General features: G+C 57.1%; 18 protein-coding genes, 1 tRNA gene and 4 pseudogenes. 13 read left to right on the top strand and 10 right to left on the bottom strand.

What is annotated here, in order from left to right; translation table 11 throughout:
* The first annotated feature begins 283 nt into the window (after window positions 1-283).
* The 4 genes and pseudogenes from B4968_RS23050 to B4968_RS09980 all read left to right on the top strand — a co-directional run.
* Window positions 284-604 carry a Fic family protein gene (locus B4968_RS23050; RefSeq protein ID WP_161492568.1) on the top strand — a complete coding sequence of 107 codons (321 nt, stop codon included), beginning with the start codon at window positions 284-286 and terminating at the stop codon, window positions 602-604.
* Complete coding sequence (locus B4968_RS25200) at window positions 576-998, top strand: Fic family protein (RefSeq protein WP_277620936.1); 423 nt, start codon at window positions 576-578, stop codon at window positions 996-998. Before B4968_RS23050 ends, B4968_RS25200 begins: the two co-directional genes overlap by 29 nt.
* A gap of 144 nt (window positions 999-1,142) precedes the next feature.
* Window positions 1,143-1,352: pseudogene (locus B4968_RS26380) on the top strand (IS110 family transposase); the annotation flags it as partial.
* Window positions 1,353-2,335: 983 nt separating this feature from the next.
* Window positions 2,336-2,629, top strand: a pseudogene (locus tag B4968_RS09980) (DDE-type integrase/transposase/recombinase); the annotation flags it as partial.
* Window positions 2,630-2,864: 235 nt separating this feature from the next.
* On the opposite strand, the gene B4968_RS09975 reads toward B4968_RS09980, so the two are convergent.
* Window positions 2,865-3,170 carry a transposase gene (locus B4968_RS09975; RefSeq protein ID WP_083098655.1) on the bottom strand — a complete coding sequence of 102 codons (306 nt, stop codon included), beginning with the start codon at window positions 3,168-3,170 and terminating at the stop codon, window positions 2,865-2,867.
* A 1,171-nt stretch (window positions 3,171-4,341) separates the two neighbouring features.
* On the opposite strand from B4968_RS09975, the gene B4968_RS09965 reads away from it, so the two are divergent.
* Entirely contained in the window at window positions 4,342-4,530 is a 189-nt protein-coding gene (locus tag B4968_RS09965) for a hypothetical protein (RefSeq protein WP_083098650.1), read from the top strand.
* Between the two features lie 58 nt (window positions 4,531-4,588).
* Window positions 4,589-4,921, top strand: coding sequence for an IS66 family transposase (locus B4968_RS26130; protein WP_420916503.1), 333 nt, complete (start codon window positions 4,589-4,591; stop codon window positions 4,919-4,921).
* Here B4968_RS26130 and B4968_RS09955 read toward each other — a convergent pair.
* The 3 genes from B4968_RS09955 to B4968_RS09945 all read right to left on the bottom strand — a co-directional run bounded on the left by B4968_RS09955 (window position 4,809) and on the right by B4968_RS09945 (window position 8,508).
* Entirely contained in the window at window positions 4,809-7,478 is a 2,670-nt protein-coding gene (locus B4968_RS09955) for a tyrosine-type recombinase/integrase (RefSeq protein WP_083098647.1), read from the bottom strand. The genes B4968_RS26130 and B4968_RS09955 overlap by 113 nt on opposite strands.
* Window positions 7,479-7,631: 153 nt before the next feature.
* Window positions 7,632-7,706: transfer RNA gene (locus B4968_RS09950), tRNA-Asn, on the bottom strand.
* A gap of 436 nt (window positions 7,707-8,142) precedes the next feature.
* Entirely contained in the window at window positions 8,143-8,508 is a 366-nt protein-coding gene (locus tag B4968_RS09945) for a hypothetical protein (protein WP_083098644.1), read from the bottom strand.
* A gap of 303 nt (window positions 8,509-8,811) precedes the next feature.
* Between B4968_RS09945 and B4968_RS09940 the strand changes: the two genes are divergently transcribed.
* A complete protein-coding gene (locus B4968_RS09940) occupies window positions 8,812-9,327 on the top strand; it encodes a hypothetical protein (RefSeq protein WP_241525671.1) in 516 nt (171 codons plus the stop codon).
* A gap of 39 nt (window positions 9,328-9,366) precedes the next feature.
* Here the strand turns inward: B4968_RS09940 and ocd are convergent.
* Window positions 9,367-10,413, bottom strand: a pseudogene (gene ocd, locus B4968_RS09935) (ornithine cyclodeaminase).
* A gap of 125 nt (window positions 10,414-10,538) precedes the next feature.
* Complete coding sequence (gene rocF / locus B4968_RS09930; protein ID WP_420916502.1) at window positions 10,539-11,462, bottom strand: arginase; 924 nt, start codon at window positions 11,460-11,462, stop codon at window positions 10,539-10,541.
* Window positions 11,463-11,579: 117 nt separating this feature from the next.
* Between rocF and B4968_RS09925 the strand changes: the two genes are divergently transcribed.
* Entirely contained in the window at window positions 11,580-12,005 is a 426-nt protein-coding gene (locus tag B4968_RS09925; protein ID WP_083098636.1) for an Lrp/AsnC family transcriptional regulator, read from the top strand.
* Window positions 12,006-12,104: 99 nt separating this feature from the next.
* Here B4968_RS09925 and B4968_RS09920 read toward each other — a convergent pair whose 3' ends face one another.
* The 3 genes from B4968_RS09920 to mepK form a co-directional block, all read right to left on the bottom strand.
* On the bottom strand, window positions 12,105-12,563 hold the full coding sequence (locus B4968_RS09920) for a disulfide bond formation protein B (RefSeq protein WP_083098634.1): 459 nt from the start codon (window positions 12,561-12,563) through the stop codon (window positions 12,105-12,107).
* Between the two features lies 1 nt (window position 12,564).
* Window positions 12,565-13,143: a YqaA family protein gene (locus B4968_RS09915; protein WP_083098631.1), complete on the bottom strand. Its 579-nt coding sequence runs from the start codon at window positions 13,141-13,143 to the stop codon at window positions 12,565-12,567.
* A 452-nt stretch (window positions 13,144-13,595) separates the two neighbouring features.
* Complete coding sequence (gene mepK, locus B4968_RS09910) at window positions 13,596-14,165, bottom strand: peptidoglycan L,D-endopeptidase MepK (RefSeq protein WP_083098628.1); 570 nt, start codon at window positions 14,163-14,165, stop codon at window positions 13,596-13,598.
* 352 nt (window positions 14,166-14,517) lie between these two features.
* On the opposite strand from mepK, the pseudogene B4968_RS09905 reads away from it, so the two are divergent.
* The 4 genes and pseudogenes from B4968_RS09905 to B4968_RS09890 all read left to right on the top strand — a co-directional run bounded on the left by B4968_RS09905 (window position 14,518) and on the right by B4968_RS09890 (window position 18,806).
* Window positions 14,518-16,141 (top strand): annotated as a pseudogene (locus B4968_RS09905) (L,D-transpeptidase family protein).
* 45 nt (window positions 16,142-16,186) lie between these two features.
* On the top strand, window positions 16,187-17,260 hold the full coding sequence (lpxD, locus tag B4968_RS09900; protein ID WP_083098625.1) for a UDP-3-O-(3-hydroxymyristoyl)glucosamine N-acyltransferase: 1,074 nt from the start codon (window positions 16,187-16,189) through the stop codon (window positions 17,258-17,260).
* 48 nt (window positions 17,261-17,308) lie between these two features.
* Window positions 17,309-17,566 carry an acyl carrier protein gene (locus B4968_RS09895; RefSeq protein WP_083098623.1) on the top strand — a complete coding sequence of 86 codons (258 nt, stop codon included), beginning with the start codon at window positions 17,309-17,311 and terminating at the stop codon, window positions 17,564-17,566.
* A gap of 31 nt (window positions 17,567-17,597) precedes the next feature.
* A complete protein-coding gene (locus B4968_RS09890) occupies window positions 17,598-18,806 on the top strand; it encodes a beta-ketoacyl-[acyl-carrier-protein] synthase family protein (RefSeq protein WP_083098621.1) in 1,209 nt (402 codons plus the stop codon).
* A 199-nt stretch (window positions 18,807-19,005) separates the two neighbouring features.
* Here B4968_RS09890 and B4968_RS09885 read toward each other — a convergent pair whose 3' ends face one another.
* On the bottom strand, window positions 19,006-19,641 hold the full coding sequence (locus tag B4968_RS09885; RefSeq protein WP_083098619.1) for an invasion associated locus B family protein: 636 nt from the start codon (window positions 19,639-19,641) through the stop codon (window positions 19,006-19,008).
* A gap of 605 nt (window positions 19,642-20,246) precedes the next feature.
* On the opposite strand from B4968_RS09885, the gene B4968_RS09875 reads away from it, so the two are divergent.
* Complete coding sequence (locus B4968_RS09875) at window positions 20,247-21,791, top strand: helicase HerA-like domain-containing protein (RefSeq protein ID WP_083098615.1); 1,545 nt, start codon at window positions 20,247-20,249, stop codon at window positions 21,789-21,791.
* Window positions 21,792-21,844 lie beyond the last annotated feature (53 nt).

The following is a 21,844-nucleotide window of genomic DNA, read 5'->3' as shown; positions in this document are numbered from 1 at the left end:
CAGAGAATTGCTATCATACGCAGGCTATGTCGGTGGCAGCACTGATGGGCAGCTACCGAAATGTCGATGTCCTGTTGCGCGCGGTGGTGGGCGGGGCGCACAGGCGCCCGGGTAACCGCCTGGTTGGCGCGTTCAAGCACTTGGGGATGGACGATCACGCCAAGCGCCTGGCCGATGGCATGCGCCGCGCAGATATGGATCTGAGGAATGAAAACCCCTTTACGGGGGAAGGCATTGCTGTTGTTGCTGGTGCGGCCCCGATCTCTAACATGTTGCGAGCGATATGCAGAGGGACCGACAAGCGATCATTGACCTGCTACCGGCCCCGGGAGGGCCTGTGGAAGTCGACGAGGTGCTTGGGCGGATCGACGATGTCTACACCCATGATGCCTGGAACTCGCTCTCGATCGAAGGTTATCGGGTCTCCGAAGAGATGATCGAGAAGATTCGCAGCGGTAGCTGGGACCCGGAGGCCGACAAGTCGGACGCCACCTCTCGTGATGCTATGGCCGCAAAGGGCTACTGGAATGTTTTCCAGTCTGCCCGCGAGGTGGTGAAAACATCCATCGAGCGAGGTGCCCGGTCTCGGTGCGCGACAATCTAAGCGATTGGTATCAGGATCTCTTCGAGCCGTCGATCGACGCAGGCATCCTGACGCGAGGCCAACTGATCGGATATCGCAATCACCCGGTATTTATTCGCACAGCCAATCATGTGCCCCCGGCGTGCGAAAGCTTATGGATGCGATGGAGACCTACTTCGACCTCCTTGACGAGGAGGAGCATTCCGGAGTGCGCGCGGTGCTTGGTCACTGGCTTTTGGGCTACATCCACCCTTATCCCGACGGAAACGGGCGCCTCGCTCGTTTCGTGATGAACGCGGTGCTCGCGAGTTCGGGCTATCCATGGGCTGTGATCCGGCTCGATCAGCGGAGGCGCTATATGCAGGCTCTCGAGCTGCGAGTTTTGGAGGCGATATCGCTCCCTTCGCGAAGCTAATAAGTGAGCATCTTGGCAACAAGCCCTGACAGAAAGGCTATGTCTCGAAGCGTATCGGCGCGCCAACACGCTTCGAGCCTTACTCCACAGCACGGAATGGTCACCCAAAGAGGGACGCCATCAACATTTACCGTCAGGGGCTGGGACCGATACCTGCGCCAGCTCATCGTCGGCGGAATGACGTCGCGCGTACGGCAGGTCACCAACCATCCCGAGCGCGCAGATCCCTGGCTGACGAAACTGTTGCAACGAAAACCCGCCCGGCTTGCCACAGCCGCCATGGCGAACAAGACGGCACGGATCATGTGGGCCGTCTTGACCAGGGATGAGTCCTACAAGCCGCACGTCGCATAAGTCTGCGCGCGCCCACGAGATAGCAAGTCCAAAGATGTGATGGTGTACCCTTCAGCCGCAACGATCCGGACGCTCCGCCGAATGTCCCGGGCACTTTTGCCCGCGAAGCAGATAGGAACCTGATCTGCGGATCCCATCAGGGCCAGCGGTGATGACCGCGCAAACAGGCCGGACACAAGACCGCTTCTGAAAAGGGTCACGTAATCTCATTTAAGCCTTGCCATGCGGGAGCCATCCACACAAGACATTTGATCGGATTTGGCAGAAAGGCGGCTCTGGGCCGCGAGTGACGTGGCAGGTCTCCGTCAAATTCAGCGATGTTGGATAGCCGAAAGTGGCAAGGATACCTTTTTCTACGACCCTCTTGCAAGAAAGATGAAACGAGAAAATGGGCAAGGAACCAACCGTATGGTTCTCAACAGTTTGCAAGGCTGTTCCACGCGTTCTGACAGTACGGTTCTGAGCGCGCTGGCGACGAAGCCTTCAAGTAGCTGTCTGATCGAATAGATTCCTCACACGCGGGCGGGACTTTCGATGCAAATCAACGTGTCAAAAAATAAATCTCGATTTGTACATCCCTCGCATTTTTTTGTCGTGATGAAACACACCACTTATTTGAATGGGCGCGTGCCCAACAACGTCAATTAGGAAGGTCAACATGAGCCCGAAGTATCCAGATATTCAAGTTCAACTCACGGTGCAGATAGCTCAGCGCCAGCGATCGTAAGAAGCTGCCGTGCGGCTGCACAGCACGCTGGTCTTAGTAAGTCAGAGCGCGACAAATTCATGCGAGAGGCGTTCTCCGGAGACTACGGAAACGTAGTTGCAACCGCGATGGCGTGGTTTGACTGCCGATGACGGTGGGTTTGACTTCAGGGCCCGTCCGATTGGCCCGCCGAGTCACGATTTGTCCAGCAAAATATGTTGTACGATCCACAAATGGCTGCACCGCAACATCGTCCCAGCAACTCAATGGTCAGTGGGGATGGCGGGTCTCACGGTCCGCCAAAACGGACTTTGTTTTCGATGCTTTGGAGCAGGCCCTGCACGATCGACGGCCCGTCCAGAGAAGTGGACTGGTTCACCATTCGGACCGCTGCGGGCAATATTTGTCCATCCGATACACCGAGCGTTTGGCTGAGGCTGGCATCGAACCGTCGGTCGGCAGTGTCGGTGACTCGTATGACAACGCACTCGCCGAGACGATAAACAGTCTCTACAAAACCGAACTGGTCCATCGCCAAAGACCGTGGCGCAACATGCAGGATCTGGAAATGGTACGCGGACTGCCATAGCTGCCATTCGCCAGGGCAAAGGCAGTGCGAAAAGGGCCAAGTACACCATGTCCTGCCGCTGACGGTGACAAGCAGGTCGGTCGTGCCAGGCAAAGAAACCGCTCTGGCTGACGCCCAGGACACGACACATCCGACTGATGGGGAAACTCGCATTCTCCGCCTCGATGAAGTCGAAGCTCATCGACTTGCGTACTTCGCGAAGAAGGCTGCGGTGGTTTCAACCGATCAGCGCAACATCTTTGATTTGAGATGTTCTGAAAGGATCCACGATGGCTTTTTTTAGGATGTCGCGCTCCTGCTTGAGGATGGTCACCTCCTTGCGTAACCGCTTCAGTTCCGAATGTAGGTCGATCTGCTCATCTCGCGGCTCCTCCGCATCACGATCCTCGCGCACCCACCGTGTCAGCGTCGACAATCCGACACCCAGATCACCCGCGATCTCTCGCCTTGTTCGGCCGCTGGTTAACGCCAGCCGCACCGCTTCGCGCCTGAACTCCGGCGTTTGTCGTTTTCCGTGGGACATAGAACACCTCCTGGTTCCTCAGTTGGCGCTCTCCAGTTTTTCCGGGCAAGTCCAGTAGGAATGAATTTTGGTCCAGGGAAATGATTTCCGTGAGACTCCTCAAAAAGTAGCGCAGATGTCGGTCGAGGTATTTGCAGGCGTAAGATAGGCGGCCCAGCGAGCTACAGGTGTTCACTCCTTTTCTTTTGCCGTCGGCTCTCAGAGCTCCTGGTGATTTTCAGTGCCTGCGAACAAAATGCATTTACCGAATTGGTCACACGATTTCGCCATCATTCCTGATTGCTAACCACCTGTTGCGCCGCTACAAAAATAACATCAGTGCAGGGCAGGCGTGTAACTGGCGCTCGAATAATGGTCAGAGTTCCATCAGGTCGAGGACGCCGACCTATGACCCGCGCCAGCCAACCCACGACACGTGGAAAGACAGACAGAGGTCCGGTGCCGGATCTTATGCCAACGCTATCAGCATTGAGATGAGGCGTCGCGGCGAAAGGAAATGTGAATGAACCCGGTTGAGATCGAACAGGCCATCTCTGAGCTTGCTGAGGCCCCCTTCGACGCGGCTGAGTTCCCCTTTGCCTTCTTGGAAGCCTTCGGGCGCAAAACGCTTGTTTCCCCCGAAAGCCTCCGGCCGGTTCGACTTCGCCACGATATGGGGCACGAGGCCCCGAACTCGCTTCGCCCCGCATGGGAAAAAGCACTCGCATGGTCGCCAAGGCGACGTTTGTGTTTTCAAACAAGATCCCGAGTTGTCACATTGCTGCGCGCCGCAATGCTTCAACCCAGGGTCCCGCTTGGCGGATGCATCTGCTGAACACGAAAGGTATATGAGGTCCTTTCCCGAAAAGGAAAAACGGCGAGCACAATTTTTATTGTGCCGCCTCTTTCTAATAGATTCATGATTCTTCTTGATTCAGGGGCTGAATAGGTATTTGAAATCATACTCTTACAGAGGGCGCGACGCGGAAATTCCCCGTTGCGACGCAGAAACTCCCCACACAGACGCAGAAGTTCCCCGTTGCGACGCAAAAATTCCCCGCAAAGACGCAAAAACTCCCCGGTATATTTGCGTTGGAAGCTTTGGAAAGTAAGCGGTTTCCCGGCCCCACCTTCCGGTCGTCCTGACAATTTGGGAGTCCCTGTTCGGGCGTAGATTTGTTTGGAGGGCTCCATGGGAGATCGTCGGGATATCCATTTGGAGTCCGGTTTCATCGGTGAGATCGTGATCGGTGCCACCTGGCCTGCGATCCGGGACGGCGTCATGGCGTTGAACCATGCCCAGTTCGAGGCGCTGTTTTCCGGTCTCGACTGGCGGAAAGTGCGGGCAGTTACGGCGCGTCCGCCGACTGCGGCAGAGTGAATCACCGGATCGTTCTGGCAGGCGTCCTGGGGCTGATGTTGATAGATCGGCTGCATGAATGCGGACAAATCTTACCGATGACATGGATGCGCTCAAGGCCATTATCCTGGCCCAGAGCGAACAGAACGCGCGGCTGGAGGCTCTGATTGCGGCCCTCAGGCAAGCCATGTTCGGGCGCAAATCCGAGAAGATCGATCCCGATCAGTTCGAACTGGCGCTGGAGGATATCGAGGCTGGGATCGCCGTGGTCGAGGCCGAGGGCGAAGCCAATGAGCTGGTCACGCCGACACAGACCTCCTGGCCCCGCAAGACCAATCGCGGTTCACGCTGCTCGGTTTGGCGTCTTCGAACGGGCTACGGATCATCGAAATGTCGATCTCGACGGCGTTGACGTCCTGTACCAGAAGCTTCTTGGAAAAACCGTCCGGGTTGTAGTTTGTGATACCGACATCCCGATCGACGTGCCCCATGATGTAGCGTCGGTGGCTATCCTGACACCCGGACTCAATCAAAAAGTGGTTAAATGTCGTACGGAAGCTATGGAAGTCGCGTTGAGGGTCATAGCAGCCAACATCCTGACGATAGCGCGTGAACTTTTTCGAGAAGTTCTCAGTGAAGGTTTTTTTCGATGCGCTCCGCTGCAGCCATGGGAACAGGCACTCCTCGCCGTCACGCCTCCGCTCCTCGGCCAGCTGCAAAAAACCAAGGTCGATCAGGTTTTGATGAATCGGGACAGTACGGCGGGCGGCACGGCTCTTCCGGTTTTGACCCGGCCCTTGTTTGAGACAGATGCACGGAACGCCGCTGATGGTTTCGATGTCAGAGAGGTTCAACTGCAAGATTTCTTCGCTGCGGAAGCCCATATGGACCGCGATAAGCGGTGCCCAAAACAGTGGATCCCCGATGTCGTCAAGTTTGTCCTGGAAGACAGAGCTCCGGAACAGCTTATCCAGGCGGCCGACCCACGTCTGGCGTTCTGTATCATCCGCCTCAAGGACGCGTTGTTCGACGTCTGATTTTTCCCAGATTTGGTCTGCCATGATGTTATGTGAGAGATCACCCTGGATGACCGCAAACAGACGATGGGAATTGGCGCGGCGGCGCTGCTCGACGAGGTGAAGGAGCCCCAGGTCGATCAGCGTCGGATGAACCGGCAGGCGACGCTGTGACTCGATGGTCTTGACGTTATTCGCGTCGAGCACCTTCACGTCGACATAGGCAATGCCCTTGTCGGTTCCGAAATCGTCTGGCCCGAGTTGGCAGGCCTCTTCCTCCCGCAGCCCCATCAGACGCGCGATCAATGGCACCCAATAGAAGGGGGCTCCCTGATCTTCAAAAGGACCCTGAAAGGCGGGCGAGCGCAGGAACGTGAAAATCCGATCGTCCCAGCAAACCCGCTTGCGCTTCTCCTCACCTTTTTTCCATTTGGCCTTATCCTTGTTGCTTACGCCGCAGATCTCGAACGGGTTGCGGTCAATCAACTGGAGATCGTAGAGCATTTTCCCGACTGATTTGATGTAGCCGCGGTGCTTGGCGCGGGTTTCTGCTCGAATTCGCGATATCCGCGATTCAAGACGCACCTTCTCCCGATCAGCTTCGGTCACGCCACGGCGGTTTTCGAGGGCCTTCAAACCGATCGTTTCCGCATGTACCTCCTCGGCGTTGACTTCCTCAATAAGTGCTCTGAAGCCGTTCTTTGCGACGAATTTTTCCTTTCCTTTCGAATGCTGCTGAGGGAGCTGCGGCAGAAATCTCAGGGCATCTCGGATGTCTTCTGAACAGGCTTCTTCGAACGGGACATCTCCGATAAACTCGACCCAGAATTTACGTGCAACATGGCCTTTGCTTCCGCTGCCACTTTTCCACTTCTTGCCGGCCGCTTCGTCACCTGTCTGTTCTGTCGCGAAGTTGTCACCGTATCCTGCAGTTTTCAATTGCCACATCAGTTCAATGCCTTCTTGCAGAGTGATTCCACGCGGCTTTGTTTCGAGGATATGACGCATTTCCGTAGTGAGATCCCGCAGGTCGATATTTTCAAGCTGCGGCGGACGCGTTTTGATCCGGAAAGCAGTTTCGTCCGCTTGGTCGGCCATCCCAACGATGTTTGCCGAGGCACTTGTGGTCGTACCCAGGAGGCTCGTCGTGTCAGGCGCCGCTGATTTGGTCGCCAGATCTGCCTCCCGTTGATCTATGACATGAGTAGATGATGTCGGCTTTTCTGACGCCGGTGGAACGGATGGCGGTATACAATGTGATGCAGAAGGGACGGCGGCACACACAGGCACCACTGCCGTGATGGGCGCCACGGTTTGCGCCATGCTCCGAGGCGGCGATTGATCAAGAGTGTCCGAACGCTCCGCCATGACTGAGCGGAAGACTGGAGTTGGGGCTTCGTATTGGCCGACCTCACGACGCTCTCGCTCTTGGGCGACGTCAAGCAATACGCGCAGCGCCTCGAAGGCGAGGGCGCGCCATTCGGCAGTTGTTTCATTCAGAGTAACGCCGAGTCTGGCGGCAACTGCCCGTAGGGGATCAATGGACAAGCTCCGATCTCCCAGTGCAATTGCACGCTTCAAGACGTCCTGCGCGGCACGCTCAGATGTTGCAGCAAAATTTGCAGCTTCCTCAGACCGAGGATCGGCAATTGCCCGAGCAGCCTCGTGGGCAGCGATCTGGCATCGGGCCAATTCGGTCAACAGGGTCAGGTCCTGGGCGCTCAAATGATTCACGGGTCTCTCCGACATCAGCGCGAAGGCCATGTCGCTCAAAGCCGTGAGGCTGCGCGCGAGGGTCTTCGCTTCGGAGAGGACGTCGGTCCGTATCGACAGACAAATTGCAGATCCGTGCGCAACGTTCGATATCTCCCGCAGTCGGGTCGGATACCGGCGTCGGAAGAAGTACCCCGAGGGGCGTTTTTCGAGGTAGGGGATGTGTGCGACTCCGGCCATACGGGTAGCCTCCGAAACAGGTTCCAGGGCATCTCGGAGTCGGGCGTGTGCACCGGTCTGTGACCGCAGTCGTGTACCGTTTTGTGCACGTGCACAAAGGGAACCACCCCCGTAGGGGGCATTCTCTTTGAAATCAGTAGCTTGGGAAGTTTTTGGCCCCGGCGGTAGGGAGCGAACCTACGACCAATTGATTAACAGTCAACTGCTCTACCGCTGAGCTACGCCGGAATATGGGCTGATATATCTTTGGTGTTTTTGCGCGTCCAGAGGAAAAACACCCCACGCAAGATTTTTTTTCACCTTCAGCGCTGTTAGGCTGCCCTGGGTTTCTGGGCCGGTTTACGGCTCGAAAAATGAGACCTCTGGCATAGGCCGCGATACGGCCCGCTACATTTGCATCAGGTTAAACGATGCGTGGACAGGCGATTGTCCAGCAGGCGTTTGTCCAGCAGGCGCTCGCAGGAGCCACTCACCGTTGCTGACCACGTTGCTGACGATTGGCACTGTGTCGCCTTGAACAAGAATTGTCTCTTTGTCGTCTAGAGCAATCATAACCCGTCCGATTGTTGGCCTGGACGGTTTTTACACCATTTCCCGACAGTTCTGGTGCCAGCCTTCCTGTTGTCGTCAGGCAGGCCAAGCAAGAGACGACTACATCGATTTGTTATTGGTCGCCGCCCGCTGTTGTCGTTGAGGTCGATGTTGTTGTTGCGCTGCCGTCATCGCCGCCTGCCACGCCCAGAATGATAGCGGTGAGAACAGCGCCTGCGCCGGCTGCGCCTGAGCTAATACCGGTATTTCGCAAAGCTTCGGTTGAGCTGGAATTGCTGGGGCTGCGGCAGGTCACTTTGATTTGGCCGTTTGGAAGGTACTCGGCCGAAATTGGCGTACCGGCGCCACAAGCGACCCGGGCCTTTGCCGCGTTCAGGGCTGGGGGCAATGCCTGGCTGTAGCCTGCATTTGCCGAAAGCAGTGCCGCAGTGAAGACAAGTGTCATAGGGAGGAAAAATTTGGTGCTGGTAAAGTGCATAATGTGTATCCAAACCAATAAAACAATTAACTGCCCTGAAGGTGACAAGGATTCAGTTCGCTTGCAACTGTCTTCTTTGAGTGGAAGACTAACCCCAGCGGCCCCGTAGTGCCCGTCTGAGGTCGCCCGTTTGTGGTGCCCGTTTGTGGCGGAGGCCTGAGATGCCCGTTTTTGGTGGCAGCCTGAGGAGCAGCTCTGGGGTGAAGCGCAAAATTTTATTTATGAATAGGTGTGAAAATGGTTTCTTATTTGCTGAAAAACGGAGCTGCAGCGCTCGCAATTCTAAGTCTGGGGGCAGTCCCTGTGGCGGCTCAGGGCATTGGGCCCGGGATCTATACCGTTGTTATTCCGCCAAATGGCTTTGGCTCGAACGCATTTTTAAAGGAGCTGGTTTCTGGCCTGAATGCTGTCAGGTCCTTTTGTGGCGGGCTGCAGGACGAGTCCTTTAAGGTCGATTGTCTGGCGGAAAGGCTCGAGAAAATCTCTGGCGAAATTCCCGAGGGCACCGACTATGAAGAGGTCCGAACCGTTTTGAAGAAGACCGCTGACAAGGTTGAGCGCCTGGTTCGGGATAATCGCGACACCTCTAAGGCGCGCATCAACATGTCACTTGCACAGGCGCCTGCAGACAAAACGCTGCGGCCTCTGACCGCTGTAAAGATGGCCCGTCAGTTTGAGGTGAACCGTCAGGCGGCCCAAATTCTGGAAGAGGCGACAACAATTTTGTTGCGAAGTGCCGCCTCTGCGCAGGAACGCAGCAATCAATATACAAAGATCGCCAGCGCGTTAGGATCCAACAAGGTGCTGTTGCGGTCTTAGGCCCTCAGGTGGGGCCTCAGGTGGGGGCTCATGGGTGCCTCACCCCTTTGAGCGCTGCAACATACCAAACAGGTCCCGTGGGTCATCCGGGTCCGCCAACATGTCCAGATCAATATAAAACGCGGTATCCTTGATGCGGTCACGGATGTAACGCAGGGCGCTAAAGTCTTCGATTGCAAAGCCAACGCTGTCAAACAGCGTGATCTGCTTGTCGTCGCGGCGCCCTTGCTTTTGCCCTGTGATCACTTCCCACAGCTCGATCACCGGAAAATCGTCCGGCATTTGCTGGATTTCACCTTAAATGCGGGTCTGGGGGGGGAATTCTACAAAGACGTCAGACCGCGACAGGATCCCTGCGGCCAGTTCGGTTTGCCCCGGCCAGTCACCGCCGATGGCGTTGATGTGCACACCGGCTCCAACCATGTTGTCGGTCAGGATGGTGGCGCTTTGCTTGTCTGCGGTGCAGGTCGTGAGGATCTGCGCCCCTTCAATGGCCTCTTCGGGCGATTTGCAACGCACCACGTTGAGGCCTGCCTGCGCCAGATTGCGGGCACATTTCTCGGTCGCGGCTGGATCCTTGTCAAACAAACGCACGGTTTTCAGACCGCAAATGGCCTTCATGGCCAGGGTCTGGACCTCGGATTGGGCGCCATTGCCGATCATCGCCATGGTGTCAGCACCCTTTGGCGCCAGATGCTTAGCAGCAACAGCTGATGTGGCGGCAGTGCGGAGTGCTGTCAGCAGGGTCATTTCGGTCAGCAGCACGGGGTAGCCGGTGTAGACATCTGCCAGCAGACCAAAGGCGGTGACGGTCTGCAGCCCTTCGCTGGTGTTTTTGGGATGCCCATTGACGTATTTAAAGCCATAAGCCTCGCCATCAGATGTTGGCATCAGCTCAATCACCCCAACGTCAGAATGGCTGGCCACCCGCGGGGTTTTGTCGAACAATTCCCAGCGCTTAAAGTCCGCTTCTACATAGTCGGCCAGATCGCGAAGCATGGTTTCAATGCCAATGCTGTGTACCAGCTGCATCATGTTGTCGACGCTGACAAAGGGGACAAGGGCCTTGTGGGAAGGAGTGGTCATGGGGTTATCCTTTTACGAGGGGCAGAAGCTGGATGCCTGCCTGCAGGCCGTGCAGCTGGCCCCGGAGTGTTTCAAGTGGTGCAATGGAAAGAGGCTAGCCCGAGCCAGTCCAACTGTCGCTTTGGTCAACTGTAGCTCCGGGTTGGGCGATCAAAGACACGACGCCCCAAAGCCGAGGCGCAGAGGTCCACCATCAAATGTGCCGTGCGGCCACGTTCATCCAGAAACGGGTTCAGCTCGACCAGATCCAATGAGGTCATCAGCCCGGAATCATGCAGCATTTCACAGACCAGATGGCCTTCGCGCACGGTGGCGCCGCCTGGCACGGTGGTGCCAACCGCCGGGGCCACCGAGGGGTCGAGAAAGTCCACATCCAACGAGACATGCAACAGTCCGTTTGCGTTTGAGACCCGGTCCAAAAAGCGTGCCAGTGGTCCCGCAATGCCGCTTTCGTCGATATCACGCATATCGTGGCGGTGGATTGCACTGGCCTCAAGCGCCAGACGCTCGGGGGTGTCAACCGAGCGCAGCCCGATCATGCAGACATTCTCCTCCGGCACGGGATTGGTGACTTTGGGAAAACCTTCGAAGCCATCACGGCCGGTGAAATACCCAACCGGGGTGCCGTGCAGATTGCCACTGTCCGAGGTTTGCGGCGTATGGAAATCGGTATGGGCATCCAGCCACAGCACAAACAGGGGACGCCCCACCGAAGCTGCGTAATCCGCAACACCTGTGACCGACCCCAGCGACAGCGAATGATCACCGCCCAAAAAGACCGGCAAGCCCTGCGGCATGGTCTCGCGGGCCACTTTTGCCAGGCTTTGCGTCCAGCCAATGGATTGATTGCGGGCAAAGACAGTCGCCTCCGGGGTGTCAGCTGGATGTGGGGCAGGGGCAAGATTGCCAAGATCCCTAACCTGATGCCCAAGCCCTGTCAGAGCCTCTGCAAGCCCCGCTGTGCGGTAGGCATCCGGCCCCATGAGGCAGCCAGAGCGCCGCTTACCACTGTCCACCGGGGCTCCTATCAGGAAACATGTCTTCGACATCACAACACGACGCTCCACTAAAATCTCTATCCCCCCCTTAAAACCTCCGATTTGGGGTGGAGGAAACCATACATTTTGCTCATTATGCAAAGGGAGTGAACATTATGGAGGTCTGATATGGATAAAACGGACGAGAGATTGATTGCCGCGTTACGGCACAACGCCCGTGCCAGCCTCTCGGATCTGGCGCTACAATTGGATCTGTCGCGTACAACGGTCCGCGCCCGGATCGAGCGGCTGCAGATCAAGGGCGATATCCTTGGCTTTACGGTGGTGTTGAAAGAAGATGCCCTGCAGGATCCGGTGCGTGGGCTGATGATGATAGGGATCGAGGGGCGCGGCGCCAGCCGGATCATTCGCCAGCTTCAGGGCCTGTCAGAGGTGCGGGCCATCCACACCACCAACGGGCGCTGGGATCTGATTGTTGAGCTCGGCACCGAAACGCTTGAGACCCTGGATGCGGCATTGGCCAAGATCCGCACATTTGACGGGGTGGTCAGCAGTGAAACCAACCTTTTATTGGCGACCAAAAAGGATTCCTGAGCGCTTTGATCTGGGTGCTGGGGCTAGGGTGCCGGGACCAGGGTGCCGAGGTCGGAGTAGTCGGGGCCTGAGTAGTTGGGGGCTAGGGACGGCGCCCTGTCAGGATTTGCTGCGCGCAGCGGCGATCCAAACACAGGCAAGGCCAAGGGAAGCAACCGCGTTCCAGCTGGCCATTGACAGGCCAAGCATCTCCCAGGGCACCTCGTCACAGCGCACCAGTGGTGCGCCCATGATCTGCTCCAGCAACTGCTCCGGTGTCAGCCCACCAATGGGGCCGGAGGTGCAGGTGGTGGGGCCTTCCCAAAAGCCACGCTCAACCCCGCTGTGATAGATGCCGATGCCGGCCGTGGTCAGAGCCGCCAATGCGCCCAGATAGAGCAGGGCGGAGCTGGGCAGCATCAGGGCCAACACCCCGATGCCGATGGCGGCCACATGCGGATAGCGCTGCCAATAGCACAGTTTGCAGGGCGGCATTTCACCGATGTACTGAAAGCCAAGCGCGCCAAGCATCATCGCGGCAGAACCTGCCGCGGCGGCCAGGATCAAAACTCTTCGCATATCAAATGTACCTCAGGACTATAAATCCGCCAAAAAGGAGCACAACAAAGACACTGAAGACAAGCCCCAAACGCTGTTCGATAAAGTCACGAATGGGTGCACCAAAAGCCCTTAGCAAGCCGGCCACGATAAAAAAACGCAGCGAACGGGCCAGGATAGAGGTGGCAATGAACGTCATCAGCGGCATGCCGGTCCAGCCCGACATAATGGTGATCACCTTATAGGGAAAGGGCGTGATCCCGGCGGCCAACACGGCCCAGAAGCCAAAGTCGTTGAACTTACTATTGAACTCTTCAATTGCGGCACCTTTCCCCATGGCCTCAAGAATAGGCTGGCCGAGACCCTCATAGAACAGGGCGCCGATGGCATAGCCCAACATGCCACCCGCGACAGATGCGACAAGGGCGACCAAAGCAATCAGCCAGGCCCGCGATGGGCGCGCCAGGATCATGGGGATCATCAACACATCTGGTGGGATTGGAAAAACAGAGCTTTCGACAAAGGCAACGACAGCAAGCCACCACAGCGCATGGGGATGATCCGCAAGGGACATGGTTCGATCGTACAGCCGTCGCAGCATATCAGTCACCTATCGTTTCTTGTCATAGGTGGGCGTCGCATGGGCGCGCGGTGGCGTCAACATCCCGAGCGTACCACCAGGAAATTCTTTACAATATTTCTGTTTGACCTGTTGGCCTTGGGGCGTTTTCTGACCAACAGCGCGGCGTTGCCTTACGCAGAGATAGACCTCTGTTGGGGTTTGGCTCCGCTCCTTTGAGAACATCTCGTGCCAAGCACGCGATACAAAAGGGGCTGCAACGGAAGGGGGGAAATTTCGCAAGGGCGCGGTGCCTCTCGCGCTGGCAAATGGGGGGGGGGATGGCCCAGCAAGCGCTGCTTGCACCGGGCCATTCTACTGGGTCATTCTAAAAGTTTCGCGCGCGCCTGCGCATGGTCGACGACCTGACAGCGCACGTGGCTCACAAAGCAAGCCGACGCGTACAGGCGGTGCGGGACCGCAGGGCGAAATGCCTAGCCGTTCCAGCTGCGGACGATACCGCAGTCCATGTGGACGAAGTTGGAGCGATTGTATTTGCCGACGCCGCCGGCCCTGCAGGCCTTGGCAGCATTTGCCATCTGGCCGACTGACCGGGTGGCGAGCCGCAGATCGGCAGCTTGTCCGCGCATGTGCAACGAGTTTTTGGCAACACCGCGGGACCGACTGCGCAGCATGGCGTTGGTCTTGGGGCTGCGATAGCCGGAAAGCATCATATAGGGTTCTGACACATCCAGCAGGTTGTGCGAGGCTGCCATGATGTCAATTGTGCGCAGATCGATCGATTTCACCTGATCGTTGCGCCAGTCGCGCATGAAGTGATTGATCTCGCGCACCGAGTCTTTGATGTAGTCGCCATCAATCCAGTAGACCATATCAATCCGCTCACCGGTGCGACCGGAGAACATTCTGATACGGCGGATATCGCCGCCACCGCGCAGGAAACCTACCGCTTTTGAAAATGTCGGAGCTGCGGCAACAGTCGTTGCTGCAAACGCACCGAGAAGTGCCCGTCGGGTCATGCCCGTCTGTATTGTCTCTGCCATGTCTTAACTACGCCATCCCGAACGTGTTTAATCCTGCCTATGCCCGATGTTACGAGCCTACTGCGCATTTTCAGTCTGTATGCCACAGGCAGAATCAATAACCAAGTTCCGTTTCGCCTGCTTTTGCCTCGCCAGAGTTTTTCGGCAAAATTTTGCGCAAACGGGGACGAAAGGTTAATTATTCCCCTAAGAGTTAAGAGAATTCGCCTGTTTATGCGACTGCAACGCACCACTCATAAGGTGACACATGCTGGTTTCGTAAACGTGAATGGACAATGTCCCCCATCTTTCACCAAAACTTCATAGACCTGCCACCATATTTTCTGCGCACCGCTGCTGAGGACCGTAAAACATGACCAATTCTGACACCCAAAGCCGGGCTACGCGCCTAAAATACGGGCTTTTTGCGCTGGCGTTATGTGGTGTGGGGAGCTTTGGTTTGGGCACTCAGGTGGCAGCGCAGTCGACCGCCTTTCGCCAGGCTGTCGCAGAAAAGGCATCAGTTAACGATGACGTTGCGAAGTTTTATCGGGAAAATACCTATGCAGCCCTCTGGACGGGCGCTGATGAGGCCTCGTCCCTGCGGCGCGCAGCCCTGTTGCGGGCGTTGCAGGAGGCCTCGGATCATGGGCTGCCGGACCAATCCGGCACGGCCGCTGATCTGGTAGAACAGATGCGGGCCGCGCGCACCGCCCGCGATTTTGGTCAGGTCGAAGCCGCCCTGAGCGCGGCCTTTGTTACCTATGCCGAGATGTTGCAGACCGGATTGTTGCGCCCTTCAACCATTGATGACGGTATGGTGCGGACCAAACGCGACAGCGATGGGACGGCCATCCTCAATGGGATGCGCGACAGCCAGCCTTTTGCCTATCTGCGCACTCTTGTGCCGGCATCGCCGCAATATCGTGCGCTGATGCGTGAAAAAATCCGCCTTGAGCAGCGCATCAGGGCTGGCGGCTGGGGACCCACCGTGCCGGGTAAGAAGCTTGAGCCAGGTGATCAGGGCCGAAGTGTTGTTGCCCTCAGGAACCGGCTGATCGCGCAGGGCTATATGCAGCGCAATGCAACGGCCCGCTATGATTCAGAGATGGAGCGCGCCGTTGAGCGGTTCCAGTCGGATCATGGCCTTGAGGTGGACGGCGTCGCAGGCGCTGGCACGCTGAAAGAGATCAACCGCCCGGTGCGTGATCGCCTGAAATCGGTGATCATCGCGATGGAACGCGGGTTGGCTGACGCCTGATCGTGGTGAGCGGCATGTGCGGGTGAACCAGACCGATTTCACCGCCAAGATCGTGGACAATGGCGATGTGACCTTTGAAACCCGCTCTGTGATTGGCAAAAACCAGCCAGACCGCCGCTCGCCCGAATTTTCGGACATCATGGAGCATATGGTGATCAATCCAAGCTGGTATGTGCCGCGCTCGATCATACCAAAGGAATACCTGCCACAACTGCGCAATAACCCAAATGCCGTTGGTCATATCCAGATCACCGACAACCGGGGGCGGGTGGTCAGTCGGGGATCGGTCGATTTTTCCCAGTTTACCGCCCGCAGCTTTCCCTATGCGATGAAACAGCCCCCCAGCAGCCGAAATGCGCTTGGGCTGGTCAAATTCATGTTCCCCAACAAATACAACATTTACCTGCATGACACGCCGCAAAAGAGCCTGTTCAAACGCGAAGTGCGCGCCTTTTCGCACGGCTGCATCCGTCTCGCGCAACCTTTTGAATTTGCCTATGCTCTTTTGGCCAGGCAAACCGAAGATCCGCATGCGTTTTTCAACCTGATCCTGAAGTCCGGCAAAGAGACCAAGGTTGAACTGGACCAGCAGGTGCCTGTTCACATTATCTACCGGACCGCATATGTGTCCAACAAAGGTCGGGCCGAGTTCCGCCGGGATGTCTATGGGCGTGATGCCAAAGTCTGGGCTGCATTGGAGCAGGCCGGGGTGGCCCTGCCGGACCTACAGGGGTAAATTCGGGGCCCGCTTGCGGAATTTGAGCCGGGAAAGGGCCCCATTATGTATACTGTTCGCCAGATTGCCGAGGCTCTGGGCCTTGCGGCGCAAGGGGACCTGGACCGTGTCATAACGCGGGCTGCCGAGCCACAGGACGCCGGTCCCACTGACCTGGCTATGGCCACATCGGCCAAATATGCCGAGGGCCTGTCGCAGGGGCGCGCAGAGGTTGCCCTGCTTTGGGAGGGCGCCGATTGGCAGGGGCTGGGGCTAAAGGCTGCCCTTTTTGCCACGCGCCCCCGTATGGCGCTTGGCGGCGTCTCTACCATGCTGGACCGCGGCCAGGGGTTTGAACCTGGCATTCACCCCTCAGCTGTTATTCATCCTAGCGCTGTTCTGGCTGAGAATGTCTCTGTTGGCCCGCTGAGCATCGTGGCGGCCGGCGCCCGGATTGGCAAAGGGTCGCAGATTGGGCCGCATTGCTACATCGGGGCTGAGGTTGAAATCGGCGAAGAGGCCCAGCTGCGCGAGATGGTCTCTATCGGGGCCCGGGCCCGGATCGGTGATCGGCTCCGCGCACAGCCCGGCGCCCGCATTGGCAGCGATGGCTTCTCCTATGTCACCCCCGAGGTCTCTGGCGTGGAAAATGTGCGTAAAACCGTTGGTGATCAAGGTACAGCACGGGCGCAAAGCTGGCTGCGCATTCACTCTCTGGGGGCGGTCAGTATTGGCGATGATGTTGAGGTCGGTGCCAACTGTACCATCGATAACGGCACCATTCGCGACACCGAAATTGGCTCTGGCAGCAAGTTGGACAACCAGGTTCATGTGGGCCACAACACCCGCATCGGGCGCGATTGTCTGATCTGCGGCCAATGCGGTCTCTCGGGGTCGGTGAATGTCGGCAACAATGTTGTGATGGGCGGCCAATGTGGCGCCGCCGACAATATCTTTATTGGCGACGGCGGGATGGCCGGTGGCGCCACCAAGATCATCTCCAACGTTCCTGCCGGGCGGGTTGTGATGGGCTACCCGGCCGTAAAGATGGAAACGCATACCGAGATGTATAAGGCACAGCGCCGCCTGCCACGGCTGATGAGTGATATCGAAAAGCTTAAAAAGGCTGTTTTCAAATAGAGTTTTAGCCGGTACATCTTCCACGACATCACAGATCAGGGGGCCAGCATGAGCACTCAGGACAAGGTCATTGCAATCGTCGCCGAACAGGCGCTGCTAGAGCCATCAGATGTAGCCCTGACCAGCACTCTGGAAGATCTCGGGATCGACAGTATGGGGCTGGTGGAGTGCATTTTTGCCATCGAAGAAGAATTCGACATCACCATTCCCTTTAATGCCAACACACCTGAGGACAGCGATTTTGATATCTCAAATGTTGCGGCAATCATCGCGGGGATTGATACGCTTGTGTCACAAAAGACGTGATATCAGCGCCTGACTCCCAGGGGAACTCATTATGAAACGCGTTGTCATCACCGGGGCCGGGACCATCAATGCGCTGGGGCATTCTGCTGACGCCACCTATGAGGCGATGCGCGAGGGGCGCTGCGGTATCGGCCCGGTGGAGTTTCGCGATGTTGACCGGCTTGCGATCAAGATCGGCGGCCAGGTGCAGGGGTTCGAGGCCGAAGGACGCTTTAACCGCCAGCAGATCAGCCTTTATGATCGCTTTACGCAGTTCACTTTGACGGCTGCCAAAGAGGCGATTGCCCAGTCTGGCCTCGAATTTCACGGCGAGCTGGCAGCCAAATCCGGCGTGGTTCTGGGCACTGCGGGCGGCGGGGTCTCAACCTGGGATGACAACTACCGTTCCGTCTATGAGGATGGTAAGAACCGGGTGCATCCCTTTGTTGTTCCTAAACTCATGAACAATGCGGCCGCCAGCCATGTCTCGATGGAATTCAACCTCAAAGGCCCCAGCTTTACCGTCTCCACCGCCTGTGCTTCGTCCAATCACGCCATGGCGCAGGCGTTTCAGATGGTGCGCTCCGGCATGAGCCCGGCCATGGTGACGGGGGGCTCTGAATCGATGCTCTGCTTTGGTGGCGTCAAGGCCTGGGAAGGGCTGCGGGTGATGTCAAAAGAGGCCTGCCGTCCGTTCAGTGCCAATCGCAATGGCATGGTGCAGGGCGAAGGGGCCGGCATTTTTGTCTTTGAAGACTACGATCATGCCCGCGCCCGTGGTGCCGCGATCCTCTGCGAAGTGCTTGGCTTTGCCATGTCCTCGGATGCGTCTGATATTGTAATGCCGAGCAAACAGGGCGCCGCGCGGGCCATTGCCGGCGCTCTGAAAGATGCCGGAGTGAGCCGGGAGAGTGTTGGCTATATCAACGCCCATGGCACCGGAACCGTGGCCAATGACAAAACCGAATGCGCCGCGGTGGCAGATGTTTTTGGCCCACATGCGGACAGTTTGATGATCTCGTCGACCAAATCCATGCATGGGCACCTGATCGGCGGCACCGGCGCCGTAGAGCTGTTGGCCTGCATTATGGCCCTGAAGGACGGCATCGTCGCGCCAACCATTGGCTATGAAGAGCCAGACCCGGAATGTGCGCTGGATGTGGTTCCCAATGAGGCGCGCGAGGTGCGGGTTGAGGTTGCCCTGTCCAATGCCTTTGCCTTTGGTGGCATGAACGCCGTGCTGGCTTTGGGTCGGGTATAATCACAGCGCGGGACTATTCTGCTCTGACAGGAGAGCCTATGTCAGCTCCCATGTGATATTTGCGAAATAAGGCCACTGCTGGGCGCATCCCGGCAGTGGCCTTTTTAAATTTGCAAAGCAAACTGGCACTGGTTCATATCTGCACAGCGGATCACCGCCTCAGGTCTCAGCAGACCCAGGGCGGCTAGAAACGGTTGCCTTACTGTTTGACCACATCCACCACATTATAGCCGGCGGTGAAGCCTTTGAGGGACATCTTCATCTCAACCAGCTGATCGGGTGCGGGGGCCGGACGCAGCGACAGCGAGGCTTCGCTACCCTGTTTGAAGGTATCCACATCCGCCTGTGTCAAACCGATCTGTGCCACACAGCCAAGCGGGTTGCAGAAGGAGTAGTTATAGCGTTTGCCAGGGGCGCCATCGACAGAAATGGTCAGGGCCGCAGGCAGCAGAGTTTCCAAAGGCACGATGATTGTGGCGCCGGCAACCGCCTGCCCACCTGGCTGGTCTATGCGAAACAGCGAGACTTCGGCCATGGGGTTGCCCGCAGGATCTGACAGGATCTGCAACAAAGAGCAGGGATCCGTTTCAGCTTCGGTTTTGACACAGGCCAGTTCCCAGTCGCCATGGGTGGATTTTGAATAGCGATCTCCCAGCTTTGGGGTGCCATCATCAACGGGCTGGCCCAGATCTAAAACCTGGTCAGCGGCTGATTCGCCAGCTTGTGTCGCGGGCTCTGCAGAACCTGCGTCAACTGTGTCGCTCTGCTGAGCGGACAGAGAAGTGGTCAAAGCCAGCAGAGCTGCCAGAGTGATCGGCGAAAGGGACTTGATCATGAATGCCTCATTTGTCTCAGGTCGTTTGTATAGGCTTTACCATGTCACATCAGAGGTGTCAGGTCACAATTCCCCAATAGGCGGGGAATTGTTGAAGCAAAAATTCACAGGTGAAAACCTTGGTTTGAAAGCAAAAAAGGAAGCTCTGCGGCTTCCTTTTTTGTGTCGTTTCTCCCCGTCGGACTGGCCGACTTAGTTATTGCGTTGAGATTACGAAAGGGCTGTGCGTTGGTCAATAAGCAATAACAAAAAAATGTGACAACACGCCTCTTTCCTGAAATTTGTGCGTTTGACACGCAGATCCTGGGTGCCTTTTGGGGTTCGTGCCCATGAAAGAGGCAAAAGCATCAGGTAAAACTGGATGAAAAAAGGGCTGTGCGGCAAAAAAAAGGCCGTGCACGAGGCACGGCCAGTCTGACAGGGAGGAAATGCCCGTCGACATCTCGATTAAGAGAGGACGGGCATGTCATAGATCGCATATAAAGGTTAATGATCGGTGTTCAAGAGGGGGTTTTGATCAAATAGCGCACAACATCCCCACGATCACCACAGAGCATGACCTTAACATATGGTCCGAAGCAGCCCGAAATGGGCAAAGGAAGACAATGACGGATAAGATTTTCATAGGCGGTGGTGGCGAAGACTATGCCACAGCTCAGGAGATGAGCTTTAAATATGCCAATCGTCACGGCTTGATTGCCGGGGCCACCGGGACCGGCAAAACCGTAACGCTGCAGATCCTCGCCGAGAGCTTTTCTCAGGCCGGTGTTCCGGTGATCATGGCGGATGTTAAGGGCGACCTCTCCGGTCTGGCAAAAACCGGCACAGCGACCCATAAGCTGCATGATGCCTTCATGGCGCGGGCCGAAAAAATTGGATTTGGTGACTATCACTACCACAGCTGCCCGGTGACCTTCTGGGACCTTTTTGGCCAACAGGGCCATCCCGTACGGACAACGGTCGCAGAAATGGGGCCACTGCTTCTGGCGCAGTTGCTTGAGCTGAGCGAGGCACAGGAAGGCATCCTGAATATCGCCTTCCGTCTTGCGGATGAGCAGGCCTTGCCGCTGTTGGACCTGAAAGACCTGCAGGCGCTGCTGGTCTGGATTGGTGAGAACAGGGGCGAGCTGTCCCTGCGCTATGGCAATGTGTCTCCTGCCTCGGTTGGTGCCATCCAGCGACGGCTTCTGGTGCTGGAAAACCAGGGCGGTGCCGATCTGTTTGGCGAGCCCGCGCTGGAACTTAGTGATTTGATGCGACAAGACGCACAGGGGCGCGGCATGGTGAATATCCTCGCCTCAGATAAGCTGATGGCGGCGCCGAAACTCTATGCCACCTTCCTGCTCTGGCTGCTGAGCGAGCTGTTCGAAGAACTCCCCGAAGTGGGCGATCCGGAAAAGCCAAAGCTGGTGTTTTTCTTTGACGAGGCACATCTGCTATTTGAGGACGCCCCCAAGGCCCTGATCGACAAGGTTGAACAAGTGGCGCGTCTCATCCGTTCCAAAGGCGTCGGTATCTACTTTATCACACAGAATCCTGCGGATGTTCCCGAAGACATCCTTGGCCAGCTCGGCAACCGGTTTCAGCACGCGCTGCGCGCCTTTACCGCGCGCGACCGCAAGAACCTCAAACTGGCGGCCGAAACCTACCGGGAGAACCCCCGGTTTTCGACCATGGAGGCCATTCGCGAGGTGGGTGTTGGTGAGGCCGTAACCTCGATGCTGCAAAAGAAGGGCGTGCCCGGCATTGTCGAGCGCACGCTGATCCGACCCCCCAGCAGCCAGTTGGGGCCTATCTCAGCAGCTGAGAGGGCTGCGATCCTGAAAGCCTCTGATATGGCGGGGAAATATGACAAGCCACTTGATCGTCACTCGGCCTATGAAATCCTGAGCCAACGCACGCAAGAGGCCGCGCAAGCCGCTGAAATTGCGGAAAACAAGGCCGAAGAGGCGCCGGAACAAATGGCACGGGAATTCAACGCCGCACGGCGCTATTCAGGCTCCCGCATTCCGCGGTCCACCTCGCGCAGCTACCGGCCAAAAGAAACCTTTGCCTCGGCCATGTCAGAGGCGGTGATCAAGGAATTAAAAGGCACCACGGGACGCCGTCTTGTGCGTGGCATTCTGGGTGGGCTGTTTAAAGGTCGCTAATAAATCACAGATTTACAACGAAAAACGCCGCCCCGGATTTGGAGCGGCGTTTT

This window comes from Pseudophaeobacter leonis (assembly GCF_002087335.1).
Taxonomy (GTDB): Bacteria; Pseudomonadota; Alphaproteobacteria; order Rhodobacterales; family Rhodobacteraceae; genus Pseudophaeobacter; species Pseudophaeobacter leonis.
Note: the sequence above shows the minus strand (reverse complement) of the source record. Positions and strands in the feature narration are given on the sequence as shown.